The organism is Microbacterium sp. NPDC089698 (assembly GCF_044749045.1).
Classification (GTDB): domain Bacteria; phylum Actinomycetota; class Actinomycetes; order Actinomycetales; family Microbacteriaceae; genus Microbacterium.
Window position 1 is genome coordinate 38,395 of sequence record NZ_JBIVHE010000004.1, and the last position, 16,620, is coordinate 55,014.

Sequence of the window (16,620 nt, forward strand, 5' to 3'; positions counted from 1 at the left end):
ATCACGCCTTCCGATACGTACCCGAAACCGCAACCTCAGAGTTCAACGTGAACCCAGAACCGCCACCCCACACCGCACCAGGCGACGCGTTGAAAGCGATCTGACCGACAACACTCGCCGCCGGATCCACATACCCCATACCCACATAGATCCCAACCCCCGCGTTCACCAAGTGCGCCGGGAACGGGGTACGGATCGAGGTCGGGCCAGGAGCAGCCGGGAACGGAAGCGAGAACGTGAACGTCCCACCCGTGCCACCATTCGCCCCGACCCCGATCTTGAAGTAGATCTTCACCTCAACCTCATCGACACCGAGCATCCGATACCAGCCGACCAGAGTCGAAGCACCCAGTGTCGGCGGCGTGGAAGTCGACCCCCACGTCGGCGCGTACGCGGTCCAACCGTTCCCAACCCACGCACCAGCAACCCGCTGAAACTGAGACCCGGACGACAGATCAACCGCAAGCTGCCCATCAGCCGCCACCCACGCCGTCAACTCCGACACGGAACGGAACGGGACAACCCCACCAGCCGCAGCCGTGTACTTGAACGTGTTCGCGATCGTCGACGAGCTCGTACCTGTCGCCGTAGCCGGAACAGTCACCGTCCCCAACTCAACCCCACCAACCGGAAGCGACGGCTTCACCGGAATCGGACCCGGAACACCCGTCACAACATGCACACACCCGGCAAGGTCACCAGCATCCACATTCCTGGCCAGCGCATACACCAGATCGATGCGCGAATTCGACGCCGGAGGAACCGCGATCGCAACCTGCAACGACGAATCCACCCCACCCAACAGCACTCGAGGCCCATCGCCCCGAACCACCACAAACGGGGCCACATCCACGTTCCAGTCCGACCGGCCCGTGATCACATTCGCCGTCGACGGGATGATCCCCGACCTCGGCAGGCCCGACCCGTCACGAACAACCAGCCCCGCCAGAGCAGCACCAGCCTCCGCATACCCAAAGTCGAACCCGCCCCCAGGGAAACCAGGAAACTCCATCACCACGCCCCAATCCGGAAGCTACCCGTCATCAATGGCCCGACCGCGCCTGGCGCTTCGAACCTGAACCTGTGCGTCTCCCCCGCCGGGACCTCAAACCACTGCCTCGTCGACAACAGGCGGGTCACTTCCTGACCGCCCACATACACGCGATGCGTCGCCGAATCCAACACCACATCCGCGCTCGTAACCCCAGGAAGCTGCAGGATCAACTGCCGAGCCGCCGTAATATCCACCACCGACAACTGCGAGAACCCGCCACCCGTAACCGTGATCACCGGGCTCAACGGAATCGACCCACCATTCGAGATCACCAACCGTGACCCACCCGACGTAGAACCGAAATTCCACGGCATCCGCTTCGGAAGACGAACACCACCCAGATGCACCGGGAGTCCCACAGGACCAACGGACTGCACCGGGCCATACCGGCGCGGATCCGGAGAAACCATGTCGACCGTGAATGACGTAGCAGTGCGGCCATGGTCGGGGTCGATGGACAGCGTGTCGATCTCCACGTTCCGTTCCCAGATGCCCTCATCAGTTGCGACGCGCATCAGGCCGATGCTCTGTGAGAGTGCGGCAACCAGCCCGTCACGCACTTCGTTGAAAGCAGCCCGGTCGTACGCGACGATGTGCCCCTTGAGAGTGATCACACGAGAATCCCGGTACAGAGCGCTGCGCGCGAACGACCCGTGGCCTCCAGGGATGTTCGACTGCTGACCCCGGATGTTGGGAAGACCCCACCATCCAGTGAGGTCTTCCCAAACGAGTCCAGCATCCGGACCACCGGAACCACTGAGGGTTATGCCGCACAGTTCGATCCAAGCGATCTCAACCATGCAGAGCCCCCTCAATGCCACGGCCGATCTGTGCACCCACGATCCGCGGGTCCCGGTCGTACATGCGGATGCTGATCGGGGTGGTCACCTGCGCGCCAAATGCCGCTGCCGTGCCGGTCGTCGCGATCCCTGCAGGACCCGTAAGGGTCCCGACCTGGTCAGCAGTCGCCTGCACCTTCGACTGCATCGATGAGAGGCCGTCGATGAACCCCTGCATCGTGAACTCGCCGTACTGCTTGAACACGCGTGACGGGGAATGGATACCCAGCGCCGCCATGAACGGGGCCTTGATCCAGTCCGGAATGATCGACAGGAACCACTTCCCGATCGACCCAGCCATCGACTTGATGCCGTCGATGAGACCATTCACGATGTTCACGCCGGCATCCCAAAGCCACTGCCCGGCCCCAGCGAACACAGCCCCGATCTTCCCGGGCAGCGAAGTGAAGAAGCTCACGACGCTGTTGACCATGTTGCCGATGCCGCCGATCAGCCCGTTCCACACGTTTGCGAAGAACTGGCCGATGCCGGCGAAGAAGCCCATCACGGCGCTCCACACTGCCTGAAACTGGGCTCCTGCTTCTTGGTTTCCAGTGACCCAGCGAACGAACCATGCGATCGCTTCCGTGATCCACGAGATCACCGCCGTCAGCACACCGACCAGGAATTGCAGCGCCGGGACGAGAAGGCCGATGATCGGCTGAACCAGGGCAAGGATCGGCTGAAGCAGCGTCACCAGCAGGCCAATCAGCGGTTGCAGGATCGGCCCGATCAGCGACAACAGCGGGGAGATCAATGAAAGGATCGGCCCGACCAGGCCCAACACCGCGTTGATCAGCGGAAGGAACACAGGCAGCAACTGAGTGATGACACCAACCAGCGCCGTGATCACTGGGACGAGTGCCGTGATCACCTGGGCGAGAACACCCGTGAGGATCGTGGCGAGCTGGGTCAGGATCGGAACAAGCGCCTTCACAACGCTGAGCAGCGCACCAGACAATGCGGATGCCAACGTCTTCACCAACGAGACGATCTGCGGCAACACCGGCTGAAGCGCCTTGAAGATCAGCGACACCGGAGAGAGCGACGACCAGATCTGAATCAGTGGGGGAAGCAGCTGCGAAAGCGCGGGGCCAAGCTGAGCGAAAGTAGGACCTACCGCAGCAGCGATACCGCCGAATGCCTGCTTGACTGACTCGCCGAAACTGATTGCAGCATCACGAATGCGGAACAGAACATCGACAACCGCCGAGTCCTCCTGGACACCGAGGGCCTTGCCAAGCGCACCCGTGTAGTCACCCTTCGTGAACAGGGCGAAAAGGCCAGTCACAATCGCGCCGGTGCGATCCGCGAAAGCCTGCACCGCGTTGCCCACCGCGAGGAACTGGCCGCGGTGTGCCGCAAGGAATCCCGACGCTGCCTGAATCACAGGGATGATGGTCTGCCGGTACAGGTTCCCGAAGGCGGTCGTGATGGGGAGCAGGTTCCCGCCGAGTGTGGCCTTGAGGCCATCAAGACTCATGGAGTACTCGCGGGCAGAAACCTTGGCCGCACCGAACGACTTCGCAGAGACATCGTCGATGACGAGGCCCATCTGCTTAGCCTTGTCAGTGAGCTGCCCGATACCTTCGGAACCTTTGTTCAGGAACGGGAGCATCTGCGCGCCCGAGCGGCCGAACAGCTGCGTCGCGAGAGCGGTCTTCTCGGCACCATCGGGCATCGATTTGAACTTGTCTGCGAGGCCCGGAAGGATCTCGGCCATCGGCTTCACATGGCCTGCGGCATCCAGGAACGCAACGCCGAGTTTGTCCTGCATCGCCGCGGCCTTATCGGAGTCTGCCGCCGCGTTGCCGAGGTTCTTTGAGAAGATCGTGAGCGCCCCGGAAGCACCATTCGCGTCGACACCTGCGAGCTGCATCGCGCCGCGCATGCCCGACACCTGCTCCTTGGTGCCACCCGCGATGCGCTGTAGCGCATTGGTCGCACCGACCAGATCCATGAACGACTTCTCGGAGTCCTTCACGATCTTCGAGACCGAGAAGCCGGCAGCCAGAACCGCGATCGGGCCAGCGAACTTCTTCAGCCCACCAAGCAGCGTCGAACCAATCGACGCCCCCGCCTCACCACCAGCCGCAGTAGCAGCCGGGTTCAGCTTCTCCGAAATCTGCTGCTGCGCACCACGCATCGACGGAACGAGCTCATAGTAGGCGGTGCCAAGCTTTCCACCTTCAGCCAACTTGGCACCGCCTATCTATGTCAGCTGTCCCACCAGTCGTTGAACTGATGCAGCGGGATAGCGCCAGAGCCATATCCCTCGGTCGATGGGTCTTCCACGCCAGGAGGAAGGATGGGCTTCGGGCGCGGCGCGCGTTCGTCCTGCTGCCGCTGCCAGTTAGCCGTTGCGAGAAGATTCGCGATCGCCGCGAGCAAGTAGTCGGAGATGCCCCAACCAGACACATCTGGGGCAACCGCACGAGTAATGGCGTTGTCTGGCGGTGCATGTTCCACAACCGCTTGCAGGTCAAGCCACGACAACCGTGCGGTGCCGAGATCCTCAAGTCGTTTCCCGACGCGAAGGAGCTCGTAGCGGACCGCCCCGCCTTGCTCGGTTACGAGCTGGGCGAGGCCTCGGATTCCCCCGGCGTGATCCCCGACGCCTCAGACCATGCGTTCATGAGCGCTTCGAGCTGTTCCGAGTCCTCGAGCTTGTCAAGCACCCCTGGCAGCTCAGCGTCGATGAACTTGACCATGAACTCGTTCGCATCGAGCTCAGAGTAGTCGCGGATGAACGCCGGTCGGATGTACTGCAGCAGCGGCACCGAGTACAGCTTCTTGTCGCCCGGTAGCTTGAACTCGAACCGGTTCTGCTTCAGAGACTTTTTCGACTGCGGGACTTCATAAGGCATGAGGCACCTTTCGTTGAGAGGCACTACAAAGACAGAAAGGTGCGCCCGGGCGGGTGCCTCGTCCACCCGGGCGCACCAGTCACGATCAGGCGGAGAAGACCCCGTCATCGGTGTAGATGTAGATGTGGTTTCCGGTCGCATCCGGGTAGGTGGTGAGCTTGACGCCCCACTTGATCGCGTCCGTGCGAACGAAGTCGATCTTGTTCTGCGACGTGACCTGCCCGTCAGGGATCACGATGAGCACCTTGCGTGCGCCATCCTTGATCTTGAAGGCCCACGCCTTGTGCGGCAGATCCTCGCTGTTCACCGCGGTCTTCGTCTGCGTGCCCGTTGTTGCGGTGGCGGCCGTGACGGTGACATTCGCGTCACCCCAGTAGGTCTTGAGCGAAGCTTCGTTCGTCTCGAGGTTCTCCCACTCGAGCTCGTTGTCGAAGCTGTCAAGCACCTTTCGGATGACCGTGTTCGACCAGTCCTTGATGTCCTTCGTGGCCCGGTTCGGGGTTAGCGAGAGGCCCTTGTCGGACACATACCCGGAGGCCGCGAAAGCGGCCGGCAGGGTTCCGCTGATCGAAGTGGGGAGGGTCGTCCCGATGGGTGCGGACAGCACAGCACCCGTGACCGCCTGGTCGGGTCCGCCAGTGAAGATGTTTGCCGAGTTGACGGCGCCAGTAGGTCCAGCCATGATGAGTCGCCCCTTTCCAGAGCAGTTGTGGTTGCCCCTTCGGGCGGATGACTACGCGGCGGTTCCGCGCAGCACGATCGAGAACGTGAACGTGTACCGGGCCTGACCGGTTGTCGGATCGGGCAGGCGCTGTGGGCCGCCGAACTCCTCAAGTCCGTAGACAGGCACACCCGAGATCTCCCCGGCGAGGTATGCCGAGTGCACGTAGGACCGGCAGATGTTCGCGAGACGTTCCGCGGCGCTCTCGTCGTTGTCCCAGGCCTCGACTGTCACCTGCGGCCGGTCAGCCCAGAACGACTCAGCAGGGCCACCTGTGCGCATGACGCGCACGAATCGTGCGGGTCGCGGGCTCGGTACCTTTCCCCGTGCGCGCGCCGCATCCCCCGCAGCTGTCAGGCGTGCGTTGAGGTGAGAGATCATGACGACCTCGGCGTCTGGGAACTGGATGAGCTCAGATGCGGCCGGCATCAAGTGCCCTCGTCAATGCGCGGTCTGTCGCCTCGGCAGCCATCCCAGCCGGTGTTGCCGTCCGCACGAGAACGCGGGCGCGAGACTTCGACGGACGCTGAACAACCTCGAAGTCCGGCGCACCACCAGCGGCCTGTGCGATCCGCTGTCCGGCTGCGACCAGTTCGTCATTCACCGGTTGGGAACGACGGAACGCGTCGAACCCGGCGACATCGATCTCGAAACGGAAGCCATCAGCCATCGGTTAGCCCTCCCATTTCTGCAGTGAGATCACGGTGTGGTCGAGGCGGCGGGTGAACCCTTCCATTGGTGCGGGCTCACCGAAGACCTCGTAGTCGACGCCATGGTGCTCAACACGGTCGGTTGCGAGCACATCGGTGCCTGCTGGAGCGAAAACCGTCCAGGCAATGAGCACCTCGTCACGGTTGACAAGGTCTTCCTGCGACGTGCCCGGCTCGACGTAACAGCCACCCACAGGAGTGCGGGTCGCGTTCGGCCAGTCCCGAACCTCGTTGTTGTGACCGTCGAGGATCAGGGGCGCCCGCACGACCTGCACTGTCGACCGCCCAGGGGCGCGCATCAGCCGATCCTTCCAAGCCGATGGCTGTCGAGCGCGGCAAGTTCCACATCAGAGAACTCACGGGCGCGGGCGGTGTATTTGATCGACCGCTGGCCGATGCGCTCGTTGTCGACACCGACTGGTGTTGAGTAGCCGTCACCAGCCACCGAGAGAACGACGCTGACGATCCCATCTGGGATCACATCCAGGCCGTGCGTGTACGTGACCCGCCACGATCCGTCCGAGCATGGCCAGCCACCAGTGAGCACCCGAATGCGGCCCGTCCTTTTGGACACGGTGTACTCCGCCGGATCGCGAACAGTCCACACGCCGTCGGAAAGGGTCTCCACCTGGGAGACCGAAACAATCGGGAGCTCGGGAAGGAACACGACGCGCGACTCGTACGGGTCAAGCTCAACAGCATCGTCGTCGACCTTGGTGAGGTGCTGTCCGAGGTAGTCGCGAACCTGACCTGAAGCGAGCCTCAGATACAGCAGCGCGGATGGATCATCAGGTGGGATCTGCTCCTGAAGGAAGGCGGCCAGATCCCCAACAGTCGCGAGAGGTTCGTCGGCCGCCATCGTTCAGCCCTTCGTCTTTACGTCAGGCGTGGTCGGCGTTACGACCTTGCTCTGCTTCTTCGCTTCGGGCTCCTGAGGCGGCTTGCTGCCTGTGACCTCTTCGTAGTCCGAGACGACATCGATCGGTGCCATGAGCGTTCCTCCTGGTGAAGTCGAAGGGCCGGGTGTCGACGTGACACCCGGCCCGATGGATCACGCGGTGAGCGCGACCTTGCCGAAGCCGGCGGGGCGGTAGATGGAGAGAGCGACACGCTCCTCGGCGCGGACGGTGACAAGGTTGTTCTCGAAGTCGTCCACGTTGGAGTTCGTCATCTCAACCGTGATGCTGTTGCGGCGCCACACCTGACCGGACTCCTGGAACCCTCCAACCAGGACGGTCCCCTGCGCGATCGCCGTCGTCACAACAGCCGGGATGCCCCAGATGTTGTAAACGTTCGACGGGCCAGGGTTGCCGTATGCGCCGGTGAACGGGCCACCGGCGTAGTACTGTCCCTGCGAGTCCTTGCCGAGGCGGATCGTCTGCCAGTCCGCCGGGTGGATCACGACGGCGTCGGGCTCGATGAACGAGCTCGTGCGCAGTGCCGTGATCTGGTTGAAGATGCCCTCCATCGCCTTCACGGCGGTGAGGCCAGCGGTGGTCGTGACGGTCGTGGCGAGACCCGAACGGTTCAGTACACCCTGAAGCTCAGGGCTGGTGCCGGTGCCGTTGAGAAGCTGCTGCTCTTCCTTGCGCTTCACCCCGAAGATCATCCGGTTCTGCAGGTAAGCGATGAACTGCTCTGCGTCCTGGAACGTCTCATCCGTGACCTTCGCGATGTTCGCGATCTTCGCCATGTTGTCCTGGCGGCGGGCGAGGGTGAGATCCAGCTGCGGCTTCTTACCCTTCTCCGCGACCGTTCCCGTCAGATCCTGGAATGCAGCCTCAATCACGTATGAGATCGCGGCGGCACTCGTCGAACCCTGCGCGAACAGGTCGGCGACGGTGAGCGGCTGGAACTTCAGCGGCAGGATCCCGGGGAGGGACTGCGGCAGCACCAGCGCACCGGCAAGACCCGAGCCACCAGCGAGCGGGGGCACAACACCCTCGTCGATGGTCGCCGCCGCCTTGGTGTCGATCTCGATCTGAACGCCCTTGGACTGGCCGTTCAGCATCGACTTGTAGCCGTCGCTGTCGACGACCTGCTCCGCGAACGAGCGCCGGCCAACAGCAGGCTTCTGCTCGTCCTCGGCGGCCTCACCACCAGCGATGAACCGCTTCGCGGACTCGTGGACGGAGACGATCTCCTCGTAGCCCTTGAGCTCCGTGTGGAAGTCGTCGAGAGCCTTCATCTGCTCCGCGGGGGTGAGGGACGTGTCGTTCACGACGGCCTGAGCCTTCGTGCCGAGCTCCCGCATCTTCCGCTTCGCCTCAATGACAGTGGTCATTGGATTCCCCTTTCCGGGAACGACAAAGGCCGCCCCATCGGGACGGCCTTAAGTGGATTGATGTTTGTTGTGTGGTTCAGACCACGTCGGTCACATGCCGGAACGCCTCAAGGCGCAACCGCACGGTCGCGGGGGTCGGAGCCGCCTTGGAGTCGGCATCTCCGGCGGGATCCTCCACAGATCCGACGGCGGGAGACTTAGCTCCGGCCATGGGATCCGCCGATTCTCCGGCAGGTTCCGCATCCTCGTCGGGGTCCTCAAGGCCAGCGGCCTCGAGGAACTCATCCACGGCGGCGTCAGCGGCCTGGATGAGAGCAATCGCCTGCGCCACTTCTGGCGGCACAGATTCGGTGTCCATGGTGGACAGCAAGTTCAGGGCTGCATCAACAGCCGCATCGGCTGCCTGGACGAGCGAGTAGTCGATGATCGGCGCATCCTTCGCTTCCACGAAGCTGCGCGCCTCGACGCTCTTGCTGAGCCCACAGTCGGCGCCCAAGGCGGTCGCCGCATCATGGATCCCCTGGATCTGCTCCAGATCAGCACCCGAGTTGCGAGCACCCGCCTTCACCGTCTTCGAATCGAGCACCAGCGCCTCCCGGTTCGAAGGGATCGCGACAAAGGCACCGTTCAGCAACTCCCGCTGCTTCGCCGCACCCTTCTCTGCCGCCGGGACGGTCATGAACGCCACCGAAGTAGTCCGGATGTGCCCCTCGTTCACGAGCGTGCGCACCTCCTGCGCGCGCGGGATCGACGAGTAGGTACCGTCCACGATCAGGTTCCCCGTCTCCGGGTCAATCGATGGAGTACCGGAACCCACCGTCGATGCGACCGACATGCCGTGGTCTGCATCGAAAGTGATGTGATCCGGGAGGGGCTGCTTCCACTCGTTGGGCAGCAGCGTGTCCCCATCGCGATCCTGAGTCGGCGCGGACAGGATCACCCGAAACTTCCCAGGGAAGTCGTCATCCGAACCCACCGGCTCGATAGTCGCGTCCTTACGGATGATGTTCATGCTCAGCCCTTCCCAAATACGAGATCGCAGGTGCACCCGGCGACTTCATCAGCGCCGCCGGTAGGGTCACCAGGACCGTTCATGCCGTTCGAGAAGACCTCGCCGAGGCCCACCGTCTCGCCGTCCATGGCCGCATGCTCCGGCCGCGGGTTGGCGGATGTGACCTGCCAGGTCTTCGTTGCCGCATCATTCATCTGCGCTGCGACAAGCGCCGCCAGGCCACCGACAACCGCGACGCGGGTCAGGCTGATCTGTTCCGCACGCGCCGACACCTCACCGTCGAAAAGCTCATCGATCAGTTCCTCCTCGTCGAGCTCTTCGCCGTCGTCGTTCAGATCGGCAGACAACGCCGCCTCGACAGAGGCAGCGGTCGACTGGTTGATCTTCGACGCCGCTTCCTTCGAGTTCGACGTGATCCAGTCCGAGATGCGACCCGTGTCATACGCCCCATCGAGGCTCGACGCCGTCTTAGACCCCACAGCCTGCGAGGTTGCGGCGGACAGCGTGCCGAGGATGCCAGACAGTTCGTCATCCCAAGCAGCCGGATCAAACACCCCCGCCGCCTTCAGCGGCAACGACTGCTTGATCGACTCCCGCTGCCGGTCGAAGAACGCACGCAACTCCCGCCGGTGCTCGTCGACCAGCTTCTCGCGCAGATCAGCCTTCTTCGTCTGCGCGAGACGACCCATCACAGAACGAACTGTCAGGCCCGAGCGGGCAGGCAGACTGCGTTGCATCGGCTCCGGGATCAACTCGCCATCCGTGGACACCGAACGCTGAGCATTCGCGCCCAGAGGGATCAGTGCCGCATTCGCGAACAGCTGATCCATCTTCGGATCCGCGGACTTCGGCATGCCGATGATCTCAAGCGCCTGGTTGCCGGTCACGATGCCGGCGTTACGCAGAGCAGTCGCCTTATCGACCCGCGACTCGAAGTCGCCGCGGAGCACATCGTCGAGATCAAACTTCGTCTCGCGGGTGCCATCGTCGTAGAACTCCGACCGGACGAACATGTCCCACACAGACTCGACATCCTCAAGGCGAGGAGTCATCGTGTCGCGGTACATCGACCGCATCTGCTCGGTGATGTTCGAGAACGTCGCATGGTCGAGGATATGCACCACGGGAGGAGGCACGTCGTAGACCATGCAGGCTTCCTGCATGTTCAGCTTCCGCGACTCGACGTACTGCATCTCCTCGGCATCGAGCTGCTGCGGCAGTGCAGTCAGCCCCTCCTCAAGCACCAGCGGGCGACCGACGTTGTCGGCACCAGACTGCAGCGCCTGAACCTGCTGAGCCAGACGATCAACCGCCGGCTGAGACAGGGTCTTGGGGTGCTGCAACACCAGCGACGGGCGAGCACCGTTGCGCCAGAACGAGCTGTTGGCACGGCGGATCGCATCCTCATTGGCGAGGGTGGTCCGCAGCGGCTCAAGACGCGAGTGTCCACGCATGAGCGTGTCGGTGTTCCAGCGGAGGAACGGCACGACCTCGGTATCGCGCACCGTGAGGATCCCCAACGAGCCGGCACCGAGCGTGAACGAGTACCAGACATCGCCGTTCTCGTCACGCTTCACGGCGACCCGGGAAGGGTGCATGGGGAACAGTTGCACGACGTTCTCAGACTTGTCGCGCAGCTTCAGCAGGAACGCTTCGCCATACACCTCGTACGTGGAGAAAACCCACCGCCAGAACGAGAATGGCGAGAGGAACTGCGACGGGCGAGCCGTCAACTGAGCGTACGGCGTGCCCGTCTCCTGCGCACGGCCACCATCCGTGACATCCCACACCTTGATCGTCAGTCGCGCCGCGGCTGCCGCAACCTTGTCGACGACTGTCGCGATCGACGGCTGCGCCCGGTACAGCGCCCCATACGTCTCAACGCGCCCGATGAGCTCGAGAGCGGTCTTCGCGTAGTAGTACCCGTTCGCGAGCGTCGGCGTCGTCTCACCCAACGCCTGCGGGGCGATACGTGTCCCATTGGAGATGATCACGCACTCACCCCCGACTGCATGTAAGCGACATGCTCACGCGGAACGAACAGCTTCCCGTCGACGCGGATCTTGTCGTCCTCAGTGATCGCAAACGCATCCACGACATAGAGCGTCGAAGCGTCCGCATCAAGCAGGATCCCCTCGAAGGCCTCCCCCGTGCTCAGGCTGATCACAAACCGCTCACGCCGAAACGCCCGGATGACTCGATCGCGACCCACGTTGACCACCTCTCACACGAGCAGCAAGCCCCGTGACTCGTAGATAGAAGGACCCGAATCAGCCCCGTGGACAGCGAGCAACCACACGGCACCCATGAACGCGATCAGCGGCGCAGCATCCTCGACGCTGTGCTTACGATCGATCAGCCAGCCATCCGCGGCAGGCTTCGTCACGGCAGTCATCGCCGCGATATCCAACACCGGCTGGTCACCATGCGTCACCGTGCGCTCATGCACCGCGTCGTAGACGATCCCCGACGAACGGACAAGATCAGCACCGGCCCACGGGATCAACTCGATCCCTGCTTCTTCGAACGCGGGAACCATGCTCGAAACCGGGGCGCCGTTGGTCTGCAACGTCACCATGTGAGCGGGAATCTTGCGATCCTCAGCAGTCAGCCAGGGAATGATCCAGTCAGTGCCTGGACGTTCCGCCGCGATCTCGGCGCGGATGCGCCCCGCGGTGTCGTAGAACCCGACCGCGATGTACGCCATCTTCCGGTCGTAGGACACATCAACGCAGTACCCTGCCGGCGCACTCACATCCCGTTCGACAGTCGGGACACCCGTGGCCAGCCACGACCCCTCCGAGAACGGCCCCGTACCGACCGTGTCAACGAACTGACACAGCACCTCAGTACGAAACACGCCCTCCGGGTCAGTACCAGCCGCAGCAGCAATCGCCTTCTCCCCGATCGTGTACCCCAGCGACGGGTTAGCCTCAGCCCACCCGTCACGTTCACGAATCGAACGCCCTGGTGCGGCAGACCACTCGAAGATCCCCAGCGACTCATCGCCTTCATCCTCAGCATCACCAAGCGACGCCATGCCGTCCTTGCCATCAGGCCAGCCCAACGATCGGTGAGCCAGTGAGCGCAGATGCCGCAGAACCACAGAGGTCAGGTCACCGGCATTCGACGCCGTCCACACTTGAGCGCGAGGACGCGCCATCGTCGTCTTCGTGACAGCACCCCAGGCCTGCCAGTTCTGATGCTCACGCAACTCATCCAGCAGAACCAAATCCCCAGAAAGCCCACGGCCACCACGACGCGACGCCGCAGCAACCTTGTACCGCTCACCAGACTCAAGGCGCAGCGCCTTCTTGCCGTTCGTGCGGTCAACGTGCTCGATCAGTTCCGCGAGCTCCGGGATCCCCTCAGCGATCTCGACAGCACCAGACCACTGCTCCTCAGCAATGTCCAGCGACTGTGCCGTACCGATCACCAGAGGCGCACCCTCGGCGTACATGTTCCACAGGCTCAACACCTGCATCAGGGTCGACTTGCCGTTCTGGCGAGCCACGAGCAGCAGCACCGTACGGAACCGGTACGTCCCATCGGCGTTGAGCTCAAGCGCCCGAATCAGCAGCGCCTTCTGCCACGGCCACAACTCGATCTCGAGGATCTCTTCCGCGAACTCAATGCACGCGAAACCCTTAGAGGTCTCCGGCGTCAATTCACGGCGAGGCGGCGTGCAGATACGGGGCTCAGTGCACCCCACACGCCCGCTGAAAGCCGCACCACGCTTAGGCGGCCTCACAGCAGCTGCATACGCAGCCCCAGGTCCGGGTGCAGCCTTACGCCGACTTGCCTCCGCGGAGCGCGGTGAGCTTTGCTTGCTTACCACTCACGCCCCTCTCACGAAGGCCCAGCGAGTTCCGACCAGCAGGCGACAGACCCAACTGATCGCAGTACTTCAGATAGGCCGAGATGGAGACGTTGTCGTTCTGTGGCACAGCCGGCCGCGAACCCTCACGCCCGCTAGCGTCATCGAGAGCGAATTCGACGATCTGATCCCAGGCCTGGATCTTCCGCGCCAGTGCACGCAGCGCCTCGATCGCTCCAGAGTCGGCATCCGTCAGATGGGTAGCGGCCTTGATCGACTTCTCTGTCGCATCGACCATGTCAATACCCTCGTCGGTCACCGCGGCCACCCCCTCGCGCGCGCGACCCCCCCTCCACGCAACCGGGGGGAGAGATTCACTGCCCATCGTGTCTTGGTCGGTGATGTGGTGGAGATTTCGGGCCCCCTACCCTGCTGGGCACCCTGGGTCCGTTGCTGTCGTTGACGGTTGGACGTTGGGTGTCACCAGTCTTCGGAGGTGACCCCGATGCCACCGTCGACATCGTTGTCGGACTTTCGCTTATTGCATGATGCGTGGCTGGGGGCCCAGTTCGATGGCTCATGTTCCAGGTGCGGGTAGCGTTTGCGGCTCTTCACGTGGTCAAGCTGGAAGTGTTCGGGGTCGGTCTTCGGGAGTGTGTAGTCGATGGGTTGCCGACATAGGTGGCAGGGTCTGTCGGTGGCTGCCCAGTCTCGTTTGCATGCGGCTCGTTGGCTGCGGTACTCGGCGGTGTGGATCCCGGCCATGCTCACCCCAGTTCACTCTGCTGATGCGCAGTGTCGTGACCATCCCCTAGGGTGTGGCACATGAGTATCGAGAACCCCACCCCTACCCCGCAGGCTGCTGCTCCTCTGCCTCCGAAGGAGGTTGGGATCGCGTACGCGACGATGCTGTTTGGTCTCGTCGGTGTCTTCGGGATCCAGCACTTCTACCTTGGGAAGGTGGGGCGTGGAGTTCTGTGGCTGCTGACGCTTGGCCTGCTCGGTGTTGGCACGATCATTGACCTGTTCACGTTGCCTTCGCAGACTCGTCAGGTGAACGCGCGGCGGGCAGTCGGCATCAAGTAGTCAGCGGCGTGCGTCGTGGCGGTGTTGCCAGTCGTAGATCAGCCCGAGGAGGCTCAGCCCGAACCGTGTGAAGGGTCCGGTTTGTGTGAGGATCCATGGTCGGTCGCGGCGGGTCATGGTTGCACCAGGTGGCGTAGGTCGATGATGACTGCACCGGCGAGGATGAGCGCGGCGTAGTGGCGTGTGCCGTGGTGGGAGCAGTACGAGAGGCTTCGACCGGATGGGAGTTCGACGTACAGGTAGGCGTGGACTTGGGCTGTTGCGGGGCAGGCGTCGCAGGTGTCCCCGGCGACTTCCACGACCGTCACGGTTAGTCCGTGTCACCGAATGCGGACTCGTCACAACAGACAGCTGCAGCCCACGCCGAGGTGTATTCGGCGGTGCAGTGTGTGCAGGCCCACATCTGACGGTTACCCATGGCTGCCTCCGTTGGCGTTGGGTGTGGAGTTCAAGAAGGAATCCCCTGACATGGGGTCGCGGTGCTCGAAAGCGGTTGCTTGCCAGCGGTCAGGGTGAAGAGGTGCCACGCGGCCCCAGACGGGCTCTTACCTGCGACCGGCGCTCATAGTCCGGCTCTTCCTGGCGTGGTCTTCTGCTCACGACGGCCTGCAGGTCAGAGCAGGTCATCACCAGCCCGCATCGTAAGCATTGTTCCCGGGGCCAGATTTGAACTGGCGACCTCTGGGTTATGGGCCCAGCGAGCTACCGAACTGCTCTACCCGGGTTTGGTGTTGTGCGGGTGTGGGTCTGGTCACCACACCCGCACAACTGTGTGAGTTATTAACCACCGTCATGAGGTGGTTGCTTATTCGTCGTCCCCGGCCGTGTCCGTGGTGAGGTCCCAGTCGCCTTCGCCTTCCACGTAGTCCGTGGGTGGGCGTGTCAGTTCGCGGGACATCAGAGCACTGTGAGTGACTGCAGGTCGAACCCGTCTTCGGTGATGTCGAAGATGAGCAGTCCGGGGTCGGAGTCTTCACCGGCTGTGTTGCGGAACCAGTCGGATCCGTTGTCCAGGGTTGGGCATTGGATGAACCACTTGGTGCGTCCCGTGTACGGGTTCCGGCCGGTGGGCTGGATGTGCAGGTGGTGGTAGTGGGAGCCGAGGAGGATGTCCGCAGCACCTACGGGTTGACCGCCGTGGGTTTGTTTCGCCCACCAGTCGATCGCGCGCCCGGGCCGGTACTGGTTGCCGTGGACGATGCCGAGGCCGGTCCCGTTCACATCGAGCAGGACTGATTCGTCGTACTCGGCTGGGACCGTCCAGGCGACGTCCATGCCAGCGGCTTTGGTGACCTTGGCGACCTGTCGGTGTACGAACAGGCCGAGGTCATCGGCGGGACGCCCGAGAGTGTCTTTGCCGCGCCGCCACGCTGTGTGGTTCGACGTGACCGCCCCAACCTCAACATGCCCGTGTCGGTGCATCACCTGGATGAACTCGAAGATCTCCGTGCCAACAAGGTCCATCTGTTGGGCCAGGCTGAGGTCGTTCGTGAACATCTGGGATGCGACGTTCTCGAACCCTTCGAACGCGTCCCCGCCCTCAGCGAGAACCGTGGAGGTGGGTTTCCGGCGTCGGAGTTCCGTGGCCAACTTCTCCCGCTTCTCGGCCAGACGGTCGATCAGTTCAGGAGTCCCGCCACGGGAACCCGTCTTCCCGGCCTGCACGTCCGACAAAGCAACCACGGTGATTCGCCCGGTGGGCGTCGCCTTGATAGGCGGTTTCGGTTTGCGGGTTGTTGCTGCGGCGTACAGGGCGGGAAGGTCAAGGCGCGCCTCGAGGGGTTGCACTTTGAAGAAGTAGGACACAAGCCATGTGCCGTCAGGCTGTTGCTTGCGCCACTGGTTCACGGTGCCGGCGATCTCGAACTCGGCCGGGTCGTACCCGAACTGGTCGAGAAGTTCGCGGTGGTTCCCAACTTCGCGGATCGGACCGGTGACGATTTCCGTATCACCATCGATTGTTGACTGTCGGGCCTGCCACTCGGCGGGGAACGGCGCGGTGAGGTTCACCGGGCTACCCGTCTCCGCCACGCTCCGAATGTTGTATCGGAGATGGACGGTGCGCCTTCCGCGACGAGGGCGGCGAGCAGGTCGGTGTGTCGCCAGTCCGGGTTGCGGAGAGCGGCGGTCACGATGGCCTGGTCTTCGTTGGTGAGCGATTCGAGCCAAACGTCCATGGCTGTCTTCGTTGCCCGGGTGGGAGGTGTCTTGAGTGCTTCAGAGAGCGCCA

Annotated in this window: 19 protein-coding genes and 1 tRNA gene; 1 reads left to right on the forward strand and 19 read right to left on the reverse strand. The window is 63.1% G+C overall.

All coding sequences use genetic code 11. From position 1 onward, the window contains the following. Window position 1: 1 nt before the first annotated feature. From ACIPY5_RS12070 to ACIPY5_RS12150, 17 genes are all read right to left on the reverse strand, one after another. Complete coding sequence (locus ACIPY5_RS12070) at window positions 2-1,018, reverse strand: hypothetical protein (protein WP_400970991.1); 1,017 nt, start codon at window positions 1,016-1,018, stop codon at window positions 2-4. After that, window positions 1,012-1,854, reverse strand: a complete 843-nt coding sequence (locus ACIPY5_RS12075) for a hypothetical protein (protein WP_400970994.1) — start codon at window positions 1,852-1,854, stop codon at window positions 1,012-1,014. Before ACIPY5_RS12075 ends, ACIPY5_RS12070 begins: the two co-directional genes overlap by 7 nt. Then, on the reverse strand, window positions 1,847-4,090 hold the full coding sequence (locus ACIPY5_RS12080; protein WP_400970997.1) for a hypothetical protein: 2,244 nt from the start codon (window positions 4,088-4,090) through the stop codon (window positions 1,847-1,849). The genes ACIPY5_RS12075 and ACIPY5_RS12080 overlap by 8 nt, the downstream gene beginning before the upstream one ends. A gap of 373 nt (window positions 4,091-4,463) precedes the next feature. Continuing rightward, on the reverse strand, window positions 4,464-4,760 hold the full coding sequence (locus ACIPY5_RS12085) for a hypothetical protein (RefSeq protein WP_400971000.1): 297 nt from the start codon (window positions 4,758-4,760) through the stop codon (window positions 4,464-4,466). Window positions 4,761-4,845: 85 nt separating this feature from the next. Continuing rightward, the gene (locus ACIPY5_RS12090) at window positions 4,846-5,442 is read right to left on the reverse strand and encodes a hypothetical protein (protein ID WP_400971003.1); all 597 of its coding nucleotides are present in this window, start codon (window positions 5,440-5,442) and stop codon (window positions 4,846-4,848) included. Between the two features lie 51 nt (window positions 5,443-5,493). Beyond that, on the reverse strand, window positions 5,494-5,715 hold the full coding sequence (locus ACIPY5_RS12095) for a hypothetical protein (RefSeq protein ID WP_400971006.1): 222 nt from the start codon (window positions 5,713-5,715) through the stop codon (window positions 5,494-5,496). A 178-nt stretch (window positions 5,716-5,893) separates the two neighbouring features. Continuing rightward, window positions 5,894-6,151 carry a hypothetical protein gene (locus ACIPY5_RS12100; RefSeq protein ID WP_400971009.1) on the reverse strand — a complete coding sequence of 86 codons (258 nt, stop codon included), beginning with the start codon at window positions 6,149-6,151 and terminating at the stop codon, window positions 5,894-5,896. A 3-nt stretch (window positions 6,152-6,154) separates the two neighbouring features. Then, complete coding sequence (locus ACIPY5_RS12105; protein ID WP_400971012.1) at window positions 6,155-6,490, reverse strand: hypothetical protein; 336 nt, start codon at window positions 6,488-6,490, stop codon at window positions 6,155-6,157. Then, entirely contained in the window at window positions 6,490-7,050 is a 561-nt protein-coding gene (locus ACIPY5_RS12110; RefSeq protein ID WP_400971015.1) for a hypothetical protein, read from the reverse strand. The genes ACIPY5_RS12105 and ACIPY5_RS12110 overlap by 1 nt, the downstream gene beginning before the upstream one ends. 3 nt (window positions 7,051-7,053) lie before the next feature. After that, entirely contained in the window at window positions 7,054-7,182 is a 129-nt protein-coding gene (locus tag ACIPY5_RS12115; RefSeq protein WP_400971018.1) for a hypothetical protein, read from the reverse strand. 60 nt (window positions 7,183-7,242) lie between these two features. Then, on the reverse strand, window positions 7,243-8,475 hold the full coding sequence (locus ACIPY5_RS12120) for a phage major capsid protein (RefSeq protein WP_400971021.1): 1,233 nt from the start codon (window positions 8,473-8,475) through the stop codon (window positions 7,243-7,245). 76 nt (window positions 8,476-8,551) lie between these two features. Beyond that, window positions 8,552-9,487, reverse strand: a complete 936-nt coding sequence (locus ACIPY5_RS12125) for a hypothetical protein (protein WP_400971024.1) — start codon at window positions 9,485-9,487, stop codon at window positions 8,552-8,554. Between the two features lie 2 nt (window positions 9,488-9,489). Beyond that, window positions 9,490-11,481 (reverse strand): phage portal protein, encoded by a 1,992-nt coding sequence (locus ACIPY5_RS12130; protein ID WP_400971027.1) that lies wholly within the window; start codon window positions 11,479-11,481, stop codon window positions 9,490-9,492. Next, window positions 11,478-11,699 carry a hypothetical protein gene (locus ACIPY5_RS12135; RefSeq protein WP_400971030.1) on the reverse strand — a complete coding sequence of 74 codons (222 nt, stop codon included), beginning with the start codon at window positions 11,697-11,699 and terminating at the stop codon, window positions 11,478-11,480. Before ACIPY5_RS12135 ends, ACIPY5_RS12130 begins: the two co-directional genes overlap by 4 nt. A gap of 12 nt (window positions 11,700-11,711) precedes the next feature. Then, a complete protein-coding gene (locus tag ACIPY5_RS12140; RefSeq protein ID WP_400971033.1) occupies window positions 11,712-13,154 on the reverse strand; it encodes a hypothetical protein in 1,443 nt (480 codons plus the stop codon). A 121-nt stretch (window positions 13,155-13,275) separates the two neighbouring features. Next, window positions 13,276-13,602, reverse strand: a complete 327-nt coding sequence (locus tag ACIPY5_RS12145; protein ID WP_400971036.1) for a hypothetical protein — start codon at window positions 13,600-13,602, stop codon at window positions 13,276-13,278. Window positions 13,603-13,784: 182 nt separating this feature from the next. Continuing rightward, a complete protein-coding gene (locus tag ACIPY5_RS12150; protein ID WP_400374005.1) occupies window positions 13,785-14,069 on the reverse strand; it encodes an HNH endonuclease in 285 nt (94 codons plus the stop codon). A gap of 60 nt (window positions 14,070-14,129) precedes the next feature. Between ACIPY5_RS12150 and ACIPY5_RS12155 the strand changes: the two genes are divergently transcribed. Continuing rightward, a complete protein-coding gene (locus ACIPY5_RS12155) occupies window positions 14,130-14,390 on the forward strand; it encodes an NINE protein (RefSeq protein ID WP_400971041.1) in 261 nt (86 codons plus the stop codon). A 651-nt stretch (window positions 14,391-15,041) separates the two neighbouring features. Here ACIPY5_RS12155 and ACIPY5_RS12160 read toward each other — a convergent pair. After that, a tRNA-Met gene (locus ACIPY5_RS12160) sits at window positions 15,042-15,115 on the reverse strand. A 172-nt stretch (window positions 15,116-15,287) separates the two neighbouring features. Beyond that, window positions 15,288-16,421: a hypothetical protein gene (locus ACIPY5_RS12165; RefSeq protein ID WP_400373982.1), complete on the reverse strand. Its 1,134-nt coding sequence runs from the start codon at window positions 16,419-16,421 to the stop codon at window positions 15,288-15,290. Window positions 16,422-16,620 lie beyond the last annotated feature (199 nt).

What these genes read in the sequence shown, in the direction of transcription:
- ACIPY5_RS12100 (WP_400971009.1), bottom strand. Translation starts at nt 6,151, where the DNA reads ATGGCTGATGGCTTCCGTTTCGAGATCGATGTCGCCGGGTTCGACGCG.
- ACIPY5_RS12090 (WP_400971003.1), bottom strand. Translation starts at nt 5,442, where the DNA reads ATGGCTGGACCTACTGGCGCCGTCAACTCGGCAAACATCTTCACTGGC.
- ACIPY5_RS12110 (WP_400971015.1), bottom strand. Translation starts at nt 7,050, where the DNA reads ATGGCGGCCGACGAACCTCTCGCGACTGTTGGGGATCTGGCCGCCTTC.
- ACIPY5_RS12120 (WP_400971021.1), bottom strand. Translation starts at nt 8,475, where the DNA reads ATGACCACTGTCATTGAGGCGAAGCGGAAGATGCGGGAGCTCGGCACG.
- ACIPY5_RS12085 (WP_400971000.1), bottom strand. Translation starts at nt 4,760, where the DNA reads ATGCCTTATGAAGTCCCGCAGTCGAAAAAGTCTCTGAAGCAGAACCGG.
- ACIPY5_RS12145 (WP_400971036.1), bottom strand. Translation starts at nt 13,602, where the DNA reads ATGGTCGATGCGACAGAGAAGTCGATCAAGGCCGCTACCCATCTGACG.
- ACIPY5_RS12115 (WP_400971018.1), bottom strand. Translation starts at nt 7,182, where the DNA reads ATGGCACCGATCGATGTCGTCTCGGACTACGAAGAGGTCACAGGCAGC.
- ACIPY5_RS12125 (WP_400971024.1), bottom strand. Translation starts at nt 9,487, where the DNA reads ATGAACATCATCCGTAAGGACGCGACTATCGAGCCGGTGGGTTCGGAT.
- ACIPY5_RS12075 (WP_400970994.1), bottom strand. Translation starts at nt 1,854, where the DNA reads ATGGTTGAGATCGCTTGGATCGAACTGTGCGGCATAACCCTCAGTGGT.
- ACIPY5_RS12105 (WP_400971012.1), bottom strand. Translation starts at nt 6,490, where the DNA reads ATGCGCGCCCCTGGGCGGTCGACAGTGCAGGTCGTGCGGGCGCCCCTG.
- ACIPY5_RS12150 (WP_400374005.1), bottom strand. Translation starts at nt 14,069, where the DNA reads ATGGCCGGGATCCACACCGCCGAGTACCGCAGCCAACGAGCCGCATGC.
- ACIPY5_RS12155 (WP_400971041.1), top strand. Translation starts at nt 14,130, where the DNA reads ATGAGTATCGAGAACCCCACCCCTACCCCGCAGGCTGCTGCTCCTCTG.